The sequence below is a fragment of the Tunturiibacter lichenicola genome (assembly GCF_051013355.1).
Lineage (GTDB): Bacteria > Acidobacteriota > Terriglobia > Terriglobales > Acidobacteriaceae > Edaphobacter > Edaphobacter lichenicola_F.
Window position 1 is genome coordinate 4366591 of record NZ_CP132944.1, and the last position, 16941, is coordinate 4383531.

At 60.3% G+C, this 16941-nt stretch carries 14 protein-coding genes; 6 read left to right on the forward strand and 8 right to left on the reverse strand.

Annotated elements, in window-relative coordinates:
* Nucleotides 1-25 precede the first annotated feature (25 nt).
* The gene (locus RBB82_RS18235) at nucleotides 26-1015 is read left to right on the forward strand and encodes a helix-turn-helix domain-containing protein (RefSeq protein ID WP_433972167.1); all 990 of its coding nucleotides are present in this window, start codon (nucleotides 26-28) and stop codon (nucleotides 1013-1015) included.
* Here the strand turns inward: RBB82_RS18235 and pgm are convergent.
* Nucleotides 1010-2665 (reverse strand): phosphoglucomutase (alpha-D-glucose-1,6-bisphosphate-dependent), encoded by a 1656-nt coding sequence (pgm, locus tag RBB82_RS18240; RefSeq protein ID WP_433972168.1) that lies wholly within the window; start codon nucleotides 2663-2665, stop codon nucleotides 1010-1012. The two genes, RBB82_RS18235 and pgm, sit on opposite strands and share 6 nt — an antisense overlap.
* Before the next feature lie 318 nt (nucleotides 2666-2983).
* Here pgm and RBB82_RS18245 point away from each other — a divergent pair, with 318 nt between their 5' ends.
* Nucleotides 2984-5932, forward strand: a complete 2949-nt coding sequence (locus RBB82_RS18245) for a DNRLRE domain-containing protein (RefSeq protein ID WP_433972169.1) — start codon at nucleotides 2984-2986, stop codon at nucleotides 5930-5932.
* Nucleotides 5933-5962: 30 nt separating this feature from the next.
* Entirely contained in the window at nucleotides 5963-6265 is a 303-nt protein-coding gene (locus RBB82_RS18250; protein ID WP_433972170.1) for a glycoside hydrolase family 88 protein, read from the forward strand.
* Between the two features lie 2 nt (nucleotides 6266-6267).
* On the opposite strand, the gene RBB82_RS18255 is transcribed toward RBB82_RS18250, so the two are convergent.
* From RBB82_RS18255 to RBB82_RS18280, 6 genes are all read right to left on the reverse strand, one after another.
* On the reverse strand, nucleotides 6268-6630 hold the full coding sequence (locus RBB82_RS18255; RefSeq protein ID WP_433972171.1) for an Hpt domain-containing protein: 363 nt from the start codon (nucleotides 6628-6630) through the stop codon (nucleotides 6268-6270).
* Nucleotides 6631-6731: 101 nt separating this feature from the next.
* The gene (locus RBB82_RS18260) at nucleotides 6732-7109 is read right to left on the reverse strand and encodes a response regulator (protein ID WP_433972172.1); all 378 of its coding nucleotides are present in this window, start codon (nucleotides 7107-7109) and stop codon (nucleotides 6732-6734) included.
* Between the two features lie 243 nt (nucleotides 7110-7352).
* The gene (locus RBB82_RS18265; protein ID WP_433972173.1) at nucleotides 7353-9053 is read right to left on the reverse strand and encodes an ATP-binding response regulator; all 1701 of its coding nucleotides are present in this window, start codon (nucleotides 9051-9053) and stop codon (nucleotides 7353-7355) included.
* A gap of 347 nt (nucleotides 9054-9400) precedes the next feature.
* Complete coding sequence (locus tag RBB82_RS18270; RefSeq protein ID WP_433972174.1) at nucleotides 9401-10468, reverse strand: 1,9-bis(guanidino)-5-aza-nonane synthase; 1068 nt, start codon at nucleotides 10466-10468, stop codon at nucleotides 9401-9403.
* A gap of 109 nt (nucleotides 10469-10577) precedes the next feature.
* Nucleotides 10578-11873 carry a PP2C family protein-serine/threonine phosphatase gene (locus tag RBB82_RS18275; RefSeq protein ID WP_433972175.1) on the reverse strand — a complete coding sequence of 432 codons (1296 nt, stop codon included), beginning with the start codon at nucleotides 11871-11873 and terminating at the stop codon, nucleotides 10578-10580.
* Between the two features lie 167 nt (nucleotides 11874-12040).
* Nucleotides 12041-12955, reverse strand: a complete 915-nt coding sequence (locus tag RBB82_RS18280) for an alpha/beta fold hydrolase (RefSeq protein WP_433972176.1) — start codon at nucleotides 12953-12955, stop codon at nucleotides 12041-12043.
* Nucleotides 12956-13145: 190 nt separating this feature from the next.
* Between RBB82_RS18280 and pncB the strand changes: the two genes are divergently transcribed.
* Both pncB and RBB82_RS18290 read left to right on the forward strand, forming a co-directional pair.
* Entirely contained in the window at nucleotides 13146-14450 is a 1305-nt protein-coding gene (pncB, locus tag RBB82_RS18285; protein ID WP_433972177.1) for a nicotinate phosphoribosyltransferase, read from the forward strand.
* Between the two features lie 127 nt (nucleotides 14451-14577).
* A complete protein-coding gene (locus tag RBB82_RS18290) occupies nucleotides 14578-15501 on the forward strand; it encodes a nuclease (RefSeq protein WP_433972178.1) in 924 nt (307 codons plus the stop codon).
* Nucleotides 15502-15530: 29 nt separating this feature from the next.
* On the opposite strand, the gene RBB82_RS18295 is transcribed toward RBB82_RS18290, so the two are convergent.
* On the reverse strand, nucleotides 15531-16061 hold the full coding sequence (locus tag RBB82_RS18295) for a DUF2062 domain-containing protein (RefSeq protein WP_433972179.1): 531 nt from the start codon (nucleotides 16059-16061) through the stop codon (nucleotides 15531-15533).
* Between the two features lie 118 nt (nucleotides 16062-16179).
* On the opposite strand from RBB82_RS18295, the gene RBB82_RS18300 reads away from it, so the two are divergent.
* Nucleotides 16180-16902 (forward strand): lysophospholipid acyltransferase family protein, encoded by a 723-nt coding sequence (locus RBB82_RS18300; protein WP_433975409.1) that lies wholly within the window; start codon nucleotides 16180-16182, stop codon nucleotides 16900-16902.
* The last annotated feature ends 39 nt before the right edge of the window (nucleotides 16903-16941 follow it).

The following is a 16941-nucleotide window of genomic DNA, read 5'->3' on the forward strand; positions in this document are numbered from 1 at the left end:
TTATGATAGGAAGTCCGCAGTGCGAATGGGTCTCGATTTGGTGCGGATTCGTCCAAACACCGGGAGAGGAAGAGGCATGAAGCTGGATGTGATCGAACGGCTCCTCGCCAATCTCGAAGTGGGGGTGGGAGCGTTTGCGTCGTGTGATATTCGTCAAGGCCATCAACTCACATTCGAAGCGCGGCCTGCGGCTGGTGTGCACTACTGCCTGGCTGGCAAGGGTGCTCTACGGATTCGGGACGGGAAGACAGTGGAGATACGGCAGCACAGCTTTGTTCTGCTGCCTCCGAATGTGATCTACAGCTTAGGCGCAAATGAGGCGGAAGAGAGTGACAGTGTGCCGCGTCGTCGCCTGAGAGCGCCTTTGTTTAAAGAGAGCGTTCCCACGATCCAGGCTGGAGAGGGGCAGAGCGGGATCGTGACGGTGTGTGGTGAGATTCGTTTTGAAGGCGTCGGCATACCGGGATTTTTCGCTCAATTGGGCGAGCCGATGATCGAGCACTTTGATGGGCCGGATGGGTTGCGGGAGCATTTTATTGTTCTTCTTGCCGAGTCTGCACGGCCTCAGTTCGGAACGCGGCCGTTGACGGAGGCGCTGTTGAAGCAGTGTCTAATCCTGCTGCTGCGGCGAAAGATTGAACGCAGGGGTGCTCCTCTGCCGTGGATAGCGGCACTCGGCGACAAGGGACTATCGAAGGCATTGCATGCGATCCTTCATCGTTACTCGGAGCCGTTTACCGTGGAGACGCTGGCTTCGATTGCGGGGATGAGCCGTGCTTCGTTTGCTTCTCGGTTTACAAAGGCTTTTGGTCAGACGCCGATTTGTCTGCTGAGGTCAGCACGGCTTAGCCGCGCGCGGGAACTCCTGGCTACTTCCGATGCGTCGATTGATCAGATTGCCCGGTGTGTCGGCTTTTCAAGCCGAAGCAATTTTTCGCATGCGTTTCGTCAGGCTTATGAGGTCGATCCATCCACGTTCCGCGCTGGTTCGTTGGTCGGTGGGGAGGGATCATGAGATGGCCTTGGTGACTAGGGATTGGGCTTCGGTTTGGATTTGTTTGAGGTGGTCTTTGCCGTTGAAAGATTCGGCGTAGATCTTGTAGACGTCTTCGGTGCCGGAGGGACGGGCGGCGAACCAGCCGTTTTCGGTGGTGACTTTGAGGCCGCCGATGGGGGCGTGGTTGCCGGGGGCTTCGGTGAGGATCGCGGTGATGGGCTCGCCGGCTAGCTCTTTTGCGGTGACCTGGGCGGCGGAGAGTTTGGCTAGTTTTGCTTTTTGGTCTTTGGTGGCTGCGGCGTCGATGCGCTCGTAGACGGGGTTGCCGTATTTGGCGGTGAGTTCGGCGTAGTGCTGGCCGGGGTCTTTGCCGGTGCGGGCTGTCATCTCGGCGGCTAGGAGGCCGGGGATGAGGCCGTCTTTGTCGGTGGTCCAGACCTGGCCGTCGCGGCGGAGGAAGGTGGCGCCGGCGGACTCTTCGCCGACGAAGCCGAGGGTGCCGTCGATCAGGCCGTCGACGAACCACTTGAAGCCTACCGGGACTTCAAGCATGGGGCGGTTGAGGCCCTTGGCTACGCGGTCGATGATGCTGGAGGAGACGAGGGTTTTGCCGATGCCTACTTTTTCGGACCACTGCGGGCGGTTGGTGAAGAGGTACTGGATGCAGACGGAGAGGTAGTGGTTGGGGTTGAGGAGGCCGGAGGTGCGGGTGACGATGCCGTGGCGGTCGTGGTCTGTGTCGGCGGCGAAGGCTACGTCGTACTTTTCTTTGTTGGCGATCATCGACGCCATGGCGTAAGGGCTGGAGCAGTCCATGCGGATGCGGCCGTCCCAGTCGGTGGTCATGAAGCGGAAGGTGGCGTCGACGTTTGGGTTGAGGATTTGTAACGATGGGAGATACTTTTCGGCGATGCGTGGCCAGTAGTGGACGCCGGCTCCGCCTAGCGGGTCGACGGCTAGTTTTAGGGTGGTGCCCTTGAGGACATCGAAGTCGATTACGTTGGCGAGGTCGTCGACGTAGGCGGTGATGTAGTCGTGGCGGTGGGTGGTGCTGGCGGCGAGGGCTTTGGCGTAGGGGATTTTTTTTACGGTGGTGAGGCCGGCGGCGATGATTTCGTTGGCGCGGTTCTCGATCCACTTGGTGGCGGTGGTGTCGGCAGGGCCGCCGTTGGGTGGGTTGTACTTGAAGCCGCCGTCGTCGGGTGGGTTGTGCGAGGGGGTGATGACGATGCCGTCGGCGAGTTTGTCTTTGCGCTGTGCGTTGTAGGTGAGGACGGCGTGGGAGAGCGCGGGGGTGGGGGTGTAGGCGAGATCTGTATCGACCATGGTGTCGATGTTGTTGGCGGCGAGGACCTCGAGGGCGGTGGCGAAGGCGGGCTCGGAGAGGGCGTGGGTGTCTTGCGCGAGGAAGAGCGGGCCGGTGGTGCCTTGGTCGCGGCGATAGTCGACGATGGCCTGGGTGATGGCGGCGATGTGGTCTTCGTTGAAGGCGGTGTTGAAGGCACTGCCGCGATGGCCGGAGGTTCCGAAGGCTACGCGCTGGGCGGGGACGGTGGGGTCGGGATGGAGCGAGTAGTAGGCGGTGATGAGGCGCGGGAGATTGACCAGGTTGGCGAGGAGTGGGGGTTGGCCGGGCTGGTTGGGGTGCTGGAGTGGATTCGTGCTCATACCGTTCGTGTCCTTCTTCGTTGGTGGTGACCTTGACACTATATGGGATGCGGGTTGCAAGGGAAGTGAACGTGTCGGTTTGTGGGGTGGCTGGAGGGTGGGGATTCGCGGTGACACGGAAGTCGCAGCGGAAGATGCTTGTATTTTTAGGGCGGATAGCCTAAAACGGGAATGCTCCCAGTTGTCTGTTTCGTTTTGGAACATTGTTTCGACCAGCTCATGGCTGGTTCGGCGGGCACCACAGAGTTTTGATCGTTGAACGATGGGTGGGCCTCGATGCGCCGGAGTGCGCTGCGGGGCCTGTTCATGAGGAGCTGGATGGGCCGGGTAGGTAGGATTTGTTTGTTTTGGGCGGCGCTTGCGGCGATTTTAGCTGCGGCTCTGCCAGCGTTCGCGGTGGAGGCGACGCTGGTGGCAGACGCCCATGTGAACAGCGCCCGGGCGGGGGTGAATAGCGGGGCGATCTCAAACTTGAATGTGGGCGGCGGGTATACGGCGCTGCTGCAGTTCGATCTTTCGATGTTGCCGGCGGGGACGACTGCGGGGCAGGTGTCGCGGGCGACGTTGCGGCTGTATTGCAATCGGGCGGATGTGGCGGGACAGGTGAGTGTGCAGCCGGTGGGTGGGGCGTGGGGGGAGTACAGCGTGACGTTTGCGACGCTGCCTTCGCTGGGGAGCGCGGTGCAGGTGGTGTCGGTGACGCAGGCTGGGGCTTATGTGGTGGCGGATGTGACGGGGTTGGTGCAGGGGTGGATCAGTGGGGCATCGGCGAATAATGGGGTGGCGCTGACGGCGGGGTCGGCAGTGGTGCAGTTCGATAGCAAAGAGAACGACCTGACCGGGCATGCGGCGGTGCTGGATGTGGAGCTGTCTTCGGCGGGGGCAACTGGGGCGACCGGACCTGCTGGTGCGCAGGGGCCTGCTGGGCTTGCTGGGCCACAGGGCGCTGCCGGGGCGGTTGGGCCTGCGGGTGCGCCTGGACTGAGCTTTCAGGGAGCGTATACGGCAAACTCGACGTATGCGCTGAATGATGTGGTGACGTTCTCGGGGTCGAGTTTTGTTTCGTTGACCGGGGGAAATCGGGGAAATACGCCGGGAGTTGCGGCGCAGTGGGCGGTGTTGGCGCAGGCGGGGAGTAATGGGTCTGGTGGTGGGGGGACTGCAGGTCTGGCGTATCAGGGGTCGTACGCTTCGACGACGGTCTACGCGCTGAATGACGTGGTGACGTTCCAGGGGTCGAGCTATGTTTCGTTGATTGTGGCGAACCATGGGAATACGCCGGGGCTGAGCCCGGGGGCGTGGGGAGTGCTTGCGCTGGGAGCGGTGGGGATTCAGGGGCCGCCGGGTGTTGCGGGAGCGCAAGGGCCGCAGGGATCGACCGGACCGGCGGGACCGAAGGGGGCTACTGGCGCTACCGGGGCGGCGGGTGCGACGGGAATACCGGGATCGCCGGGGTTGGTGTATCAGGGGACGTATTCGTCGGTTATGAACTATGCGTTGGGGGATGTAGTGTTGTTTCAGGGGGCGAGCTACGCTTCACTGCTGAACGGGAATCTTGGAAATACTCCGAGCACTAGTTCTGGGCGGTGGGGAGTGCTGACGGCTCAGGGGCCAGCGGGTGCGATGGGTGCTCAGGGACCCCAGGGCGTGGCGGGACCGCAGGGATTGCTCGGACCGGTTGGGCCAAATGGGCCGGTTGGGCCGCAGGGAGCGCAAGGGACTCCGGGACAGACGGGAGCGCAGGGGGTGGCGGGAGCAACCGGGCCGCAGGGGCTGCAGGGACCGATGGGACCGCAGGGAGTTCCGGGGCCGGTTGGAATGACATTTCGGGGAACGTACTCGTCGGCAGTGAACTATGCGCTGGCGGATGGAGTTGTCTTCAATGGCTCGGGGTATGTTTCGCTGGTTGCGGGGAATCAGGGGAATACTCCGAGTACGAGTCCGGCACAGTGGGAGTTGTTTGCGACGGGGACCGTGGGCGCGCAGGGAGTGGCGGGGCCAGCGGGTCCGCAGGGATTGCAGGGACCGGCTGGGCCGCAGGGGGTGGCTGGGGCGCAGGGAGTTGCAGGGGCTACTGGACCTCAGGGTCCGCCGGTGGCGAACTTTACGGGGAGCTATGTTACGACGACGAACTATGGGCTGCATGATGCAGTGAGCTTTGGCGGATCGACGTATGTTTCGCTGGTGGCTGGGAACCTTGGGAATACACCGTCGTCGAGTCCGGTGCAGTGGGCGTTGCTGGTGGCGCAGGGGGCTGCTGGACCAGTGGGCGCGACCGGGGCGACAGGGCCAGCGGGTCCGGCTGGAACGACGGGAGCTACCGGTGCAGTTGGGCCGCAGGGACCACCATTGAGCTTTCTTGGCGCGTGGCAGCTGGGGACGGCTTATTCGGTGGGGAGCACGGTGAGTTTTGGCGGTTCGAGCTACGTGGCGTTGGCGGCGAACACTGCGAGAGAGCCGGATATCAGTCCGACGTTCTGGGCTGTGTTGTCGCAGGCTGGTGCGCTGGGTGCGGCAGGGGCTGCAGGCGCGACTGGGCCACAGGGGCCGGCTGGGGCGGTGGGTGTGACGTATCGCGGGACGTGGGTGGCTAGTACGGCGTATCACGCGAATGATGTGGTCGGCTTCAATGGAGGAACTTATCTGGCGGCGTCAACTTCTCTTGGGTCGGAGCCGGATGTCTCGCCTGCGCTGTGGGCGGTGTTGTCGCTGAATGGAAGTACCGGTGCGACGGGACCGTCCGGGAGTGCCGCGACAGTGAGTGTGGGGACGGTGACTACTGGTGCGGCGGGGAGCCAGGCGAGTGTCAGCAATAGTGGGACGTCGAGTGCGGCGGTGTTGAACTTTACGATTCCTCAGGGCGCGGCGGGAGCCAATGGGACTGGCGGAGGCGGTGGAGGTGGGACAAGTGGAATACCGTTTGCTTCGGTGTTTCACTCGGTTTCGTTTAATCTGCTGTTTCACTCGGTGAATAGCTCGATCGATTCCGGGACTGAGACGGATTCGGTTTTGACGTGGGTGCCTGCGGGCTGCACGGCGACGCAGTTGAGCGTGTTTTCTCGCCAGACGAATACCGTGAACGTGATACTGCGGCAGGGGACGCCGGGAAGTATGGCGAATACGTCGCTGGTGTGTTCGGTGGCGCCGGGTGGGTCTTGTACGGAGACGGGCAATGTTGTGGTGCCAGCGGGAAACTTTGTGGACTTCACCGTTACTGGAGCGAGTGGGAGTGCGTCGAGCATGTGGGTGGCGCTGGCTTGTAACTGATTGCTTCAGGCTGATGGTGGCTTATGCTTGGTGAGCGTATTCAGCAAGCAGTGGCCTGAGGGAGTGATTTCGACGACAGGGCATCCGGGGGAGTGGGGATATGAAGAGGGTGTTCTGCTGGATGGAATGGCCGCGGAGTGGCATGCTACTGCGAATGGTCAGGACTTCGCCTACATTAAGGCGGCAGTTGATAAATATGTAACGGATGATGGAACAATTGTCGGTTACAAGTCGGATGGGCTTACTCTCGACGACATCGAGATGGGCCGTGCGGTGCGGTTTGTGTATCGGGTGACGCAGCAGGCGGCGGGCGAAGTGAGCTTACAGGGCTGAGCTTAGAGACCTGAGGCGAGGGAGCTGCGGAGATCTTTTGCGAGTTCGGGAAGCGTGGTGAGCTGGTTGGGGGTGGGATCTTTGAGGATGTGCTCGATCTTGCGAGCGATCTCGGTGCCTTGTTGATAGCCGAACATGCCGAGGGAGCCGGTGAGCTTGTGGGCGATGTTGTAGGCCTCGAGACGTGGAGCTTCGGGGATGGTGCCGGAGGCCGCGATCGATGCGGTGCGATCGATGAGGTCGAGGCGCTCGCGCAGGGTGGGGAGATTCTTTTGCCAGAGGCTTGCGAGGACGGTGTCGATCTGGTCGGGTTTCTTCATTGGATCGGCGGCTTTGATGGAGCCGGCAGATGGCTCCATCAGCATACAGGGGTCAGTTTACTGCGGATTGTTACGGTTGCGAGGAAAGAATGCGAGCTTTGCGGGGAAGGTAATGGGGAGAGACTAGGGACAGTGCTTCTGGGGGACTACAAGTCTTTCCAGCCGAGGGCTTCGGAGATCTGCTCGGCGAGGGTGAGGGGGTCAAAGGGTTTGAAGAGGATTCCGGCGAGACCGAGTCCGGCAAAGCGGCGTTGATCGACCCCCTGAACCTTCGCGGTCAGTAGAAGGACGGGGATATTCGCGATGGCTGGGGTTTGTTGCATTTTGCTGAAGGTGGTGGGGCCGTCGACACCGGGCATCATGACGTCCATGAGGATCGCGTCCGGCTGCTGGGCGGTCGCGACGGAGATACCTTCGGCGCCGGAGCTGGCGGTGAGGATCTCCCAGCCGGCAGTCGCTTCCAGAGAGAGAGCGGCGACCTCACGAATGTCGTCTTCGTCGTCGATGATGAGAATGCGTCGCATGGAAAGACTTATTCTCTCATGCGCTGCGGGTTAGTGGAGTTGCCTTGGGGGTTTCCTGCCTGGCGGATAAGTGGGAGTCGGTTTTGAGGACAAGGAAACAGACAACCGCAACGACAAAAGCCAAATGCGGGGGTTCTTTGCTGCGCTCAGAATGACAACAGTTTTACAAAAGGGTTAGGGAGTGGCTGTGATGGCAGTTTTCACCCCAGTTCCCGACGTTCATGAAGCGACATCAGAGATTTGCTAGGCGGCGGGACCTGCGGTGGTCAGGTCGGCGAACTTGGTGCGGATGCGATGCACCATGGAGAGGACGAGCTCTTCGACCTCCTGCGGCTGCACTTTGGCCTTGGTGAGGAACTCGGTGGGTCCGAGGCGGAGCTTGGCCATCTCGGTCTCGGAGATCTCGCGGCCGGAGTAGACGACCAGGGGCAGGGAGCGGAGGGTCGGTTGCTGACGGAGCCATTCGACGAGAGAGAAGCCGTCGCCGTCGGGAAGGGTGAGGTCGAGGATGAGAAGATCGGGCGGGCGGGTGATGCACTGGCGGATGGCCTGCTGCCGGGTGGCGGCGTGATCGATGTGGACGGCGGCGTCTTCGAAGCTTGCGGAGAGGACGCTGGCGAGGTCTTCGTCGTCTTCGACGAGCAGGACGTAGGCGGGGCCTTCGCCATGGTGGAGGACGCGACCGAGTTCGGCGAAGAGGAGGTTTTCGTTGAAGGGTTTCTGGACCCAACCCTGGGCGTCGCCGGTGAGTTGGGGGCGAAGGGTCGAGGAGAGAACGCTTAGGACCACGACGGGGATGTTCGCGGTGACGGGGTTGTTGCGGAGGCGCTGGAGGGTCTCCCAACCGCTGAGGCCAGGCATGTAGAGGTCGAGGAGGATTGCTTCGACGTGGTGTTCGGCTGCGAGGACGAGTGCCTGCTCGCCTGATGTGGCTTCGATGACGGTGTAACCCTGACGGGTGAGGTGCTCGGCGACTACCGTGCGGATGCCGGCGTCGTCGTCGCAGACCAGGATGGCGCCTTCGCCGCGGGGTACAGAGGTGGGGAGGGGGACGTCGGTCGCACGGGTGGTGCGGGGAAGCATCATGTACATCGTGGTTCCAGGGCCGAGGTTGCGCTGTGCCCAGATGGAGCCGCTGTGCTGCTGGACGATGCTGCGGCAGATGGCGAGGCCGAGGCCGGTGCCGCCTTTCTGGCGGGCGTCGGAGGGTTCGATCTGCTGGAAGCGGTCAAAGATGGTGTCGAGTTTGTCGGAGGGGATGCCGCGGCCTTCGTCGACGACCTTGAGGAGGATGGAGTCGGATGCGGCTTCGGTGTGGACACGAACTGTTGAGGCTGCCGGAGAGAACTTGATGGCGTTGGAGAGGAGATTGGTGAGGACCTGCAGGATGCGGTCTGCGTCGCCGTCGAAGAAGAGCGCTTCGGGATAGGCTGCCTGAGCGACTGTGGATGGTTCGAGAACGAGGTGGACGGTATTGGCGTCGGCCATGGCAGTCATGGTGTCGATGGCCTGCTGGGCGAGATCGCGCAGAGAGCAGCGGCGAATCTGCAGAGGGGCGCGGCCGGACTCCATTCGCTCGAGGTCGAGGATGTCGTTGATGAGGCGGATGAGACGATCGGTGTTGGTGACGGCGATGCGAAGGAGGTTGAGCGCTTTGGCGTCGACGTCGCCGATGATGCCGGAGGAGAGCAGACCGAGTGCTCCGCGGATGCTGGTGAGTGGCGTGCGCAGCTCGTGTGAGACGGTGGAGATGAACTCGTCTTTGAGTGTGTCGAGCTCGGAGCGCTGAGTGAGTTGAAGCGTGTGTTGGTGCTGCTGTTCACGGGCCTGCGACAGTTGCTCGGCGAGGTCGCGTATTGTCCGTTGAGCGCGAAGGAAAGCGATCAGCAAAATTGCTGAAGTGGCGAGGAGTGAGAGGTAGCCAAGAACAAAAAGGATATGCATTATTCGCCAGTGACCCTAATGGTAACTTCTTACATCGCTTAGCGGTAACTTAATTTGGTGACCGTTATGAAGATTCGAAAAATACGCTCTGGGCTGGTGATCTGAGTTCTTGCTTGCTGAAGACAGAGAAGCCTCTGCGTGAGTGGAAGGGTGTCCGCCGGGGTCCTTATTCCTGCATCGAAGATTCTGTTTTCAAACTGAGAATGACAGAGATAAAGTTGTAGCGGCAATAACACCTCGGTGGGTTATCAGAGATGACAACATTGCAGCGTAAGCACTTAGGCGTAAAAAAGGCGTAAAAAGGCCGCCTTTCCGAGGAAAGGCGGCCTTTTATTCGTTTGATGCGACTAGGCGGTGACGGGAACGCGGTCAAGAATGGTGGCCCATTTCTTTCCGGTCCTGGCGGCGTAAGCCTTCTTATGGAAGGCATAACCGGTAATCAAGGGTAATGCCAAGGTGGCTTCGGAGAAGACCATCTGCTCGTAGGTGAGGTCGACTTTGCCCCAGCTGGAGGCCTCTTTGAGGGTCGAACCGGAGAGGGCACCGTCGCGGGCATCGGCCACGGTGATCTGGATGGCATATTTATGCATCGATGCCTCGACGCCGAGGATGTCGGCTGCGACGACGATGTCCTGGGCGAAGTTCTTGGGAACGCCGCCGCCGATCATGAGGAGACCGGTGGTGGGGTTGGCGATCTTGAGTTGAGTGATCTCGTAGAAGTCCTTGGCGGAGTCGATCGAGACGCATGGTTTGCCCTGACGCTCGTGCTGGTGGGCGACGAGACCGAAGCCGGCGGAGCAGTCGGAGAAGGCGGGGCAGAAGATGGGAACGTTCTTCTCGTAGGCGGCGAGGACGATGGAGTCGCGTCCGCCTGCCTGTGGGCTCTTACCGTTCTTGGCGAGGTAGGCGCCCATCTCGCGGATGAACTCGCGGGAGCTGTACGGCCTGGGCTCAAGGGAGTTGGTGATCTGGTGGGTGATCTCGTCGCACTCGCGCAGCTCTTCTTCGTCGATGAAGGTGTCGTAGATGCGGTCGATCATGAGCTCGCGCAGGTCGGCGTCGCCTGCACCGTACTTGTACTCGTCGCCGGCGACGTAGTGGTTGAAGCCGAGAGCTTCGAAGAAGTCCTGATCGACGATGTTGGCGCCGGTGGAGACGATGGCGTCGACCATGTTGTTGCGGATGAGGTCGACGAAGATCTTCTGGAGGCCAGCGGAGATGAGGGAGCCGGCGAGGCAGAGGATGACGCCGCAGTCGGTGTCGCGGAGCATCATGTCGTAGATGTTGGCGGCGCGGGCGGTGTCACGCGCGGAGTAGGCCATGTGGGACATCGCGTCGACGATGGGGACGACGTTGTGCTGTTTGATGTCGAGGTGCTGGATGGGCGATTTGAGGAGTTCTTTTTTTGTAGGCATGGCTCTACTAGGATATCAACGTTTTCGGCTGGATTTATGCGGGTTTTATATGAATTTAACAAACGTTTGGCTTAGGCTGCCGGGCGTTATGACAGATAGTAAGCCGGGGTCAAGCATGTTTAGTTGGATTGCTGTGCCGGGCTGGACTTTTTGAGGTTACGGGGGTGCATCTTGCGACGATGAGGGTGATGTCGTCGTGCTGCTCGTGGGGGCTGAAGAGCTGGATTTCGCTGATGGTGGCGGAGAGGATCTCGGACGGTGGAAGGTGGGAGTTTCGTTGGAGCGCGGCGATGAGGCGGTGTTCGCCGAACTCTTCTTCGGTTTCGTTGAAGGCCTCGGTGACGCCATCGGTGTAGAGGGCGAAGATGTCGCCGGGGGAGAGCTGGCAGTCGACGGTGGGGGAGTGCCACTCCTCAAAGAGACCGAGGACGGTTGCGGTGGGGTGGAGGAGTTCGACCTGGCCGTTTTGCCGGAGGAGGATCGCGGAGAGGTGGCCGCAGTTGGCGTATCGGAGACGGCAATTTGCGTCGTCGTAGTCGGCGAAGAAGACGGTGGCGTAGGCGGCGTCGGTGGTGCTGTGGAAGAAGAGGCGATTGACGGACTGGAGAAAGAGTTGGGGTTCGTCGCGGGCGAGGGCGAACTGGCTGCGGAGGTTGGCTTGTAGGTTTGCCATGAGCAGGGCGGCGGCGATGCCTTTGCCGGCGATGTCTCCGATGACGAGGCCGAGACGCTGGTTGCCGAGGGCGAGGAAGTCGTAGTAGTCGCCGCCTACGTGGCGGGCCTGGATGCAGATCCCGGCGTAGTCGAGGGTTTTGAGCGGAGGGAGAGTCTGGGGGAAGAGCCGAGCTTGGACCTGCTTGGCGATTTCCAGCTCCTGCGCACTGCGGCGCTCTGCTTCGATGCGTTCGGCTGCCTGACGGCGCTGACGCTCGATCTCACGGGTGATCTGATCGGAGCCGAGGAGTTCGAAGGAGTTGCCGTCGATGTCGTAGAAGCCGGCGACGACTCCTCCGAAGAGGGTTTGCTGGGGAGGGTGGTGAAAGCGGACGCCACGAGCGTTCCATTGCTCGTAGGTGGCGTTGATGTCTTCGGAGAGAAAGCCTATTTGGGTGTTGCGTCCGATGAGCCTGTAGTTTTCAGTGCCGGGCCGGGGTGCGATGAGGGCTAGAACTGTGGAGCCGTCGGGTGGGGCGATGGCAACCCAGCGGCCGTCGAAGTCGAAGCGGGCGTCGGCGACAACGCTGAAGCCGAGCTGATCGACGTAGAACTTCAGGCTCAGGTCGTGATTGCGGACGTAGACCGTGGATTTGAAGACGCGCAGGTAGATGCACTCGGGGCAGTCGCGGGTTCCCGTTTCGGCGAGGAGGGAGGGAGAGGTCACGATGCTTGCGGTGCTGGGTTTCAACGGATGTTCCTGGACTGGTTTGCGTCGGCGAACGGCTAGTCAGAGTCAGGACTTCATTGATCTGTGCGACGTGGGGTCCATCATCTCTCGAATGGGAGTTAGATGTACAGGGATCGTCCGGGATGCGATGAGTTGATGCGCTTTTAGGGTGAGGAGGGCTTGATCGATCAGGGTTTGAGGAAGGTCTGGACGGCTTTATCGAAGGCGGCGGGTTGGTCGTACATGATGAAGTGGCGGGAGTCGTCGATGCGGATGATCTGGAGGTTAGGCTTGGCTGCGTAGGCGTTGGTGTAGAGCGCGGCGACGTCGGTGGGGGAGCCTTCGGCGGCTTCATAGGGGTAGAGGAGGGTCATCGGAGTTTTGATGGAGGCGAGCTGGGGGCGGAGGTCGGTGCCGAGGTCTTCAAGCATGGCGTTGGCGAAGACGGTGCGGTCGGAGGCGATGGAGGAGGCTGAAACGGCCTTGGCTCCCTCGGGTGAGATGACAAGGCGGCTGGTGAAGAGGGGTTGGCTGGCGGCGAATTGGTCGCTGGGCATGGCGATGAACTGATCGTGCATGATCTTGGCCTGGGGCGCGATGTTTTCTACTGTGGCGGCGGGGTTGAAGACGAGACCGTAGAAGGGGAGGGTGTCGATGATGAGGAGTTTGCTGACGTCTTCGGGGTGGGCCTGGGCGAGCATGAGGGCGAGGAGGCCGCCCATAGAGTGAGCTATGACAGGAATGGGTTGGAGGTGATTGGCGGCTATGTACTGGTGGAGCTGCTCTACGACGGGAGCAAGGATCGGGCCGGTTGCATTGGGACCGGCGGGCTCGCCTGCGAAACCGGCGATCTGGACGAGGTGAAGGCGGTAGTTTGCGGTGAGTAGCATCGCCTCTGCAGCGTAGACGTCGCGGGAGCTAGCGAGGCCTGGGATGAGGAGGACGCTGGTGCCTTTGCCGGGGGCGACGCCTTCGATGACGAAGGAGAAACGGGTGGGCGCGGCGGTGGTTGTCTGGCTGAAGAGCGGTCTTTGCAGCAACAGGACGCCGGCAAGGAGCAGGAGAAGGGCGACGAGGCGGAGAGCTTTGGTGGATGTGGTCATCGGGGCTCCTTCGTTATCTAAGAACTACTCTAGTGTGCGTGAGAAGCTGCAGGGCGACCAGTGAGTTGAGTCATTGAAGGGGGATGACAGTTGTCATTGGGGCGTTGGGGTTGGAGTTTGTGCTGGAGCTATGCCAATTGGCTGTTCGAAAAGATCGGCGAGTTGGTAGGCTTACGGGGAGGATGATTACGTGAATGTAAATTTTGCGGAGCGGGCGCACAACCACAACTGGAAGCTGGACCCGATCGTTCGGTCGCTGCTCGATACGGACTTTTACAAACTGCTGATGCTGCAGTTTATCTGGAAGAACTTTCCAAAGATTCATGTCACTTCCGAAGTTACAAATAGGACACTGTCGGTGCGACTGGGAGAGGTGATCCCGGCGGGTATGCTGCGGGAGCAGATGGAGCATGTGCGGGAGTTGAGGTTTCGGCGGTCGGAGATTATTTGGCTGGCAGGTAATACATTCTATGGGACGCGGAGCATCTTCGAGCCCGCGTTTCTGGAGTGGCTGGAGAAAGACTTCAGGCTCTCGGACTATGAGATAAGCGAGGAAGATGGGCAGCTTGTGGTGCGGTTCAGCGGGTTGTGGACCGAGGTGACGATGTGGGAGGTCTATGGGCTGGCGTTGGTGAGTGAGATGAGAACACGTGCGGCTCTGAGTGCTTTGAGCGAGTTGGAGTTGGATGTGTTGTATGCGCGGGCGAAGACGAAGTTATGGGAGAAGATCGAGCTGTTGCGTACGGTGCCGGAGGTGAGGATCTCTGAGTTTGGGACGCGGCGGCGGCACAGCTTTTTGTGGCAGGAGTATGTGGTTCAGGTGATGCGGGTGGCGCTGGGGGCGAGTCTTTCGGGAACTTCGAATACGTTTCTTGCTTACAAGCATGACCTGGAGGCGATGGGTACGAATGCGCATGAGTTGCCGATGGCGATGGCGGCGCTGACGCATGATGATGAAGAGTTGCACCGGTCGCAGTATCGGGTGTTGGAGTTGTGGCAGAAGAGCTATGGTGGAGAGCTTTTGATTATGCTGCCGGATACGTTTGGCACGACGCAGTTTTTAGATGGCGCGCCGGATTGGGTAGCGGATTGGACGGGGCAGCGGTGTGACAGCAAGGATCCGTTTGTTGCCGGGGATGAGTACATTGCGTGGCTTGGTGCCCATGGACGCGATGCGAAGAAGAAGCGGTTGATTGCCTCAGATGGGCTGGATGCAGATGACATTCTGCGACTGCATGAGTACTTTCATGGGCGAATACGGTTTAGTGCTGGTTGGGGGACGCTGCTGACGAATGATTTTCGCGGATGCCATCCGCGCGGAGAGACCGGGCTTGAGCCGATCAGTCTGGTGTGCAAGCTGATGACGGTGGAGGGACGGCCTGCGGTGAAGCTGTCGGATAATGCGAGGAAGGCTACGGGGCCGGAGGCGGAGATTGCGCGTTATCGGCAGGTGTTTGGAAGTGTGGCTGTTGAGGGTGCGTTCGTTACTGTTTGAGATGGCCTGCCGGCCGGGCCCGCTGCGCGCGGGGCGGTCACTTCGTGACTTGTGTGCTCTGCTTGGGTTGCCTGCATTTATTTTTCCTGCGGTGCCGGCACGTATACTTTTTTGCATGATGAGTTGGATGGGTTCTGTACGGGTTGCGGTGGCAGTAACTTTGCTGCCGGTGATGCTGGTTCAGCAGGGTTTGGCGTGGGGCAGGGATGGGCACATGATGATCAACCGCTTGGCGGGGGCGGCGCTGCCGTCGGATGTGCCGGAGTTTTTGCGATCGAAGCAGGCGCTGGATGCGCTGGAGTACTACGGGCCGGAGCCGGATCGGTGGAAGTCGCCGCTGGAACCAGAGTTGAATGCGGCAGGATTTTCGGAGCACTTCATCGATCTTGAGTGGGCGGATCTGGTGGGGGAGTTGCCGCGGAAGCGGTACGACTTTGTCAGGGCGCTCGCGTTTGCGCAGAAGTCGCATCCGGATTTGGCGTTGACGCCCGAGAAGGTGGGGCTACAACCGTATGTGACGGTTGAAGTGTGGGAGCGGTTGAAGAGCGCGATGCGTGACTATCGACAGTTGGTGCTGGACCATAAGGATACGAAGCCGTCGGAGTGCGAGATTGTGTTTTTGGCCGGGTGGTTGGGGCACTATGTTGCAGATGGTTCGCAACCACTGCATACGACGATTCAGTACAACGGATGGACAGGACCGAATCCGAATGGGTATACGACGGAGCACAAGATTCATGCACTGTTTGAGTCGGTGTATGTTTCGGCGAATGTGAAGCCTGCGGATGTCGCTCCGTTGATTGTGGCAAAGCCAGTAGTGGTGGGAGATATATTCACCGATTACATGGCTTATCTGCGGCATACGAACTCACTGGTCGAGAAGACGTATCAGTTGGAAAAGACCGGAGCCTTTGCGGGTGCTGGAACGCCGGAGGGTAAGGCGTTTACCGATGAGCGGCTGGCTGCGGGAGCGACTGAGTTGAGAGATTTGATCTATTCGGCATGGGTGAAGAGCGCGGAACCACTGCCACCTTCCAAGTGGGCGGATTAGTCGGAGGTATTTTTTACTGTTCGTATCGTTTACGACAGGATTGGGTATTGATGGCGTTCAACGCGCTTGAGGAGCTTTCGGAGGAATGGTGTCAAAGCAAGGGCGAAGAGAGGTATAGCGACGGCGGCCAGGATTGCCCAAAGAAGGAACGCGTGCCACTCCCACAGCCAGAGCTGACGGGAGAGAGCGATGGGGTGTTCGCGGGCGGCATGGAGGAGTTCGTTCGGTGAGAGCGGCATCGGTGCGGTGTGGAAGATGCGGCTGGCGATGTGGATGAACGGAATCACGAGAATGAGTTCGAGCGGATAGACGATGTGGTTGCCGAGTTGAGAGGCGGCCACATTGAGACGAAGGATAAAGGCTACTGCGAGGCAAAGAATCGTGGTGCTGCCAAGGATGGGATTGATGCCGATGAGGAGACCGACGGCAATGCTCCAGGCGAGCTTCTCTGGGGATGTTCCCATGCGAAGTAGTGCGAGGACAGGAAGGACGACGCGACGGTAGAGCCAGCTGTGATGAATTGGCGCAGAGACGCTGGAGTTGGATTCGCTGGGTTGCACTGATGACAGGATAGACTGCGCAACGAGGGTTTGTGCGGGTGGGGCAGGTTCGGAAAGGTGAGGATTCGATCTGGTGAATTTTTTTCGGGCAGTGGGGAGGAGCGTTCGGTTGGTAGGAATGTTTGTGGTGGCCGGCACGGAGTTGGCGTTGAAGCGTCCTTCGACACGAGAGGAGCGCGCCGATTGGCTGCATCGATTTTGTGCAAGTTCATTGCGCGGGATGGGGATTGACGTCAGTGTGGTGGGGAGTTTTCCAGAGCGCGGAGCGGTGATTTCGAACCACCTTAGCTATCTGGATATCGTTGTGTTTGCGGCGGTGCGTCCTTGTGTGTTTGTGTCGAAGGCGGAGATTCGAAGCTGGCCGGTTGTGGGATGGATGACGACGATGTCGGGGACGGTTTATGTTGAGCGCGGCCACGGTGGATCTGCGATGAAGGCTCGCAAAGGGATGCAAGAGGTGGTGGATGCGGGACTTCCGGTGGTGTTTTTTCCTGAGGGAACGACGAGTAACGGGAGTGGGTTGTTGAAGTTTCACAGCGGATTGTTAGCGCAGGTGCTTGACGGAGGAGCACCTGTGACGGCAGCTTACGTGCGGTACGACTTTGGAGTGAGTAATGGGCCTAACGTGAGTATCGCGGACGATGTCTGCTACTGGGGTGAACGGAGTATGTGGGGGCATGTCTTTGCGCTTCTAGGTCTTCGCGGGGTTCGAGCAGAGATTCGGTTTGCGGAGGCGCCGATTGCGTTTTCAGGTGATGCACTGCACCGGAAGCAGGCGGCGGTAGAGGCACGGACGGCAGTTGCGGCGTTGGGGCAGGCGGGAACTGTGAAGGTGGGGTGAGTAGGGAGGTGCACCATTTTTTGTTCAACGAATGTTCAC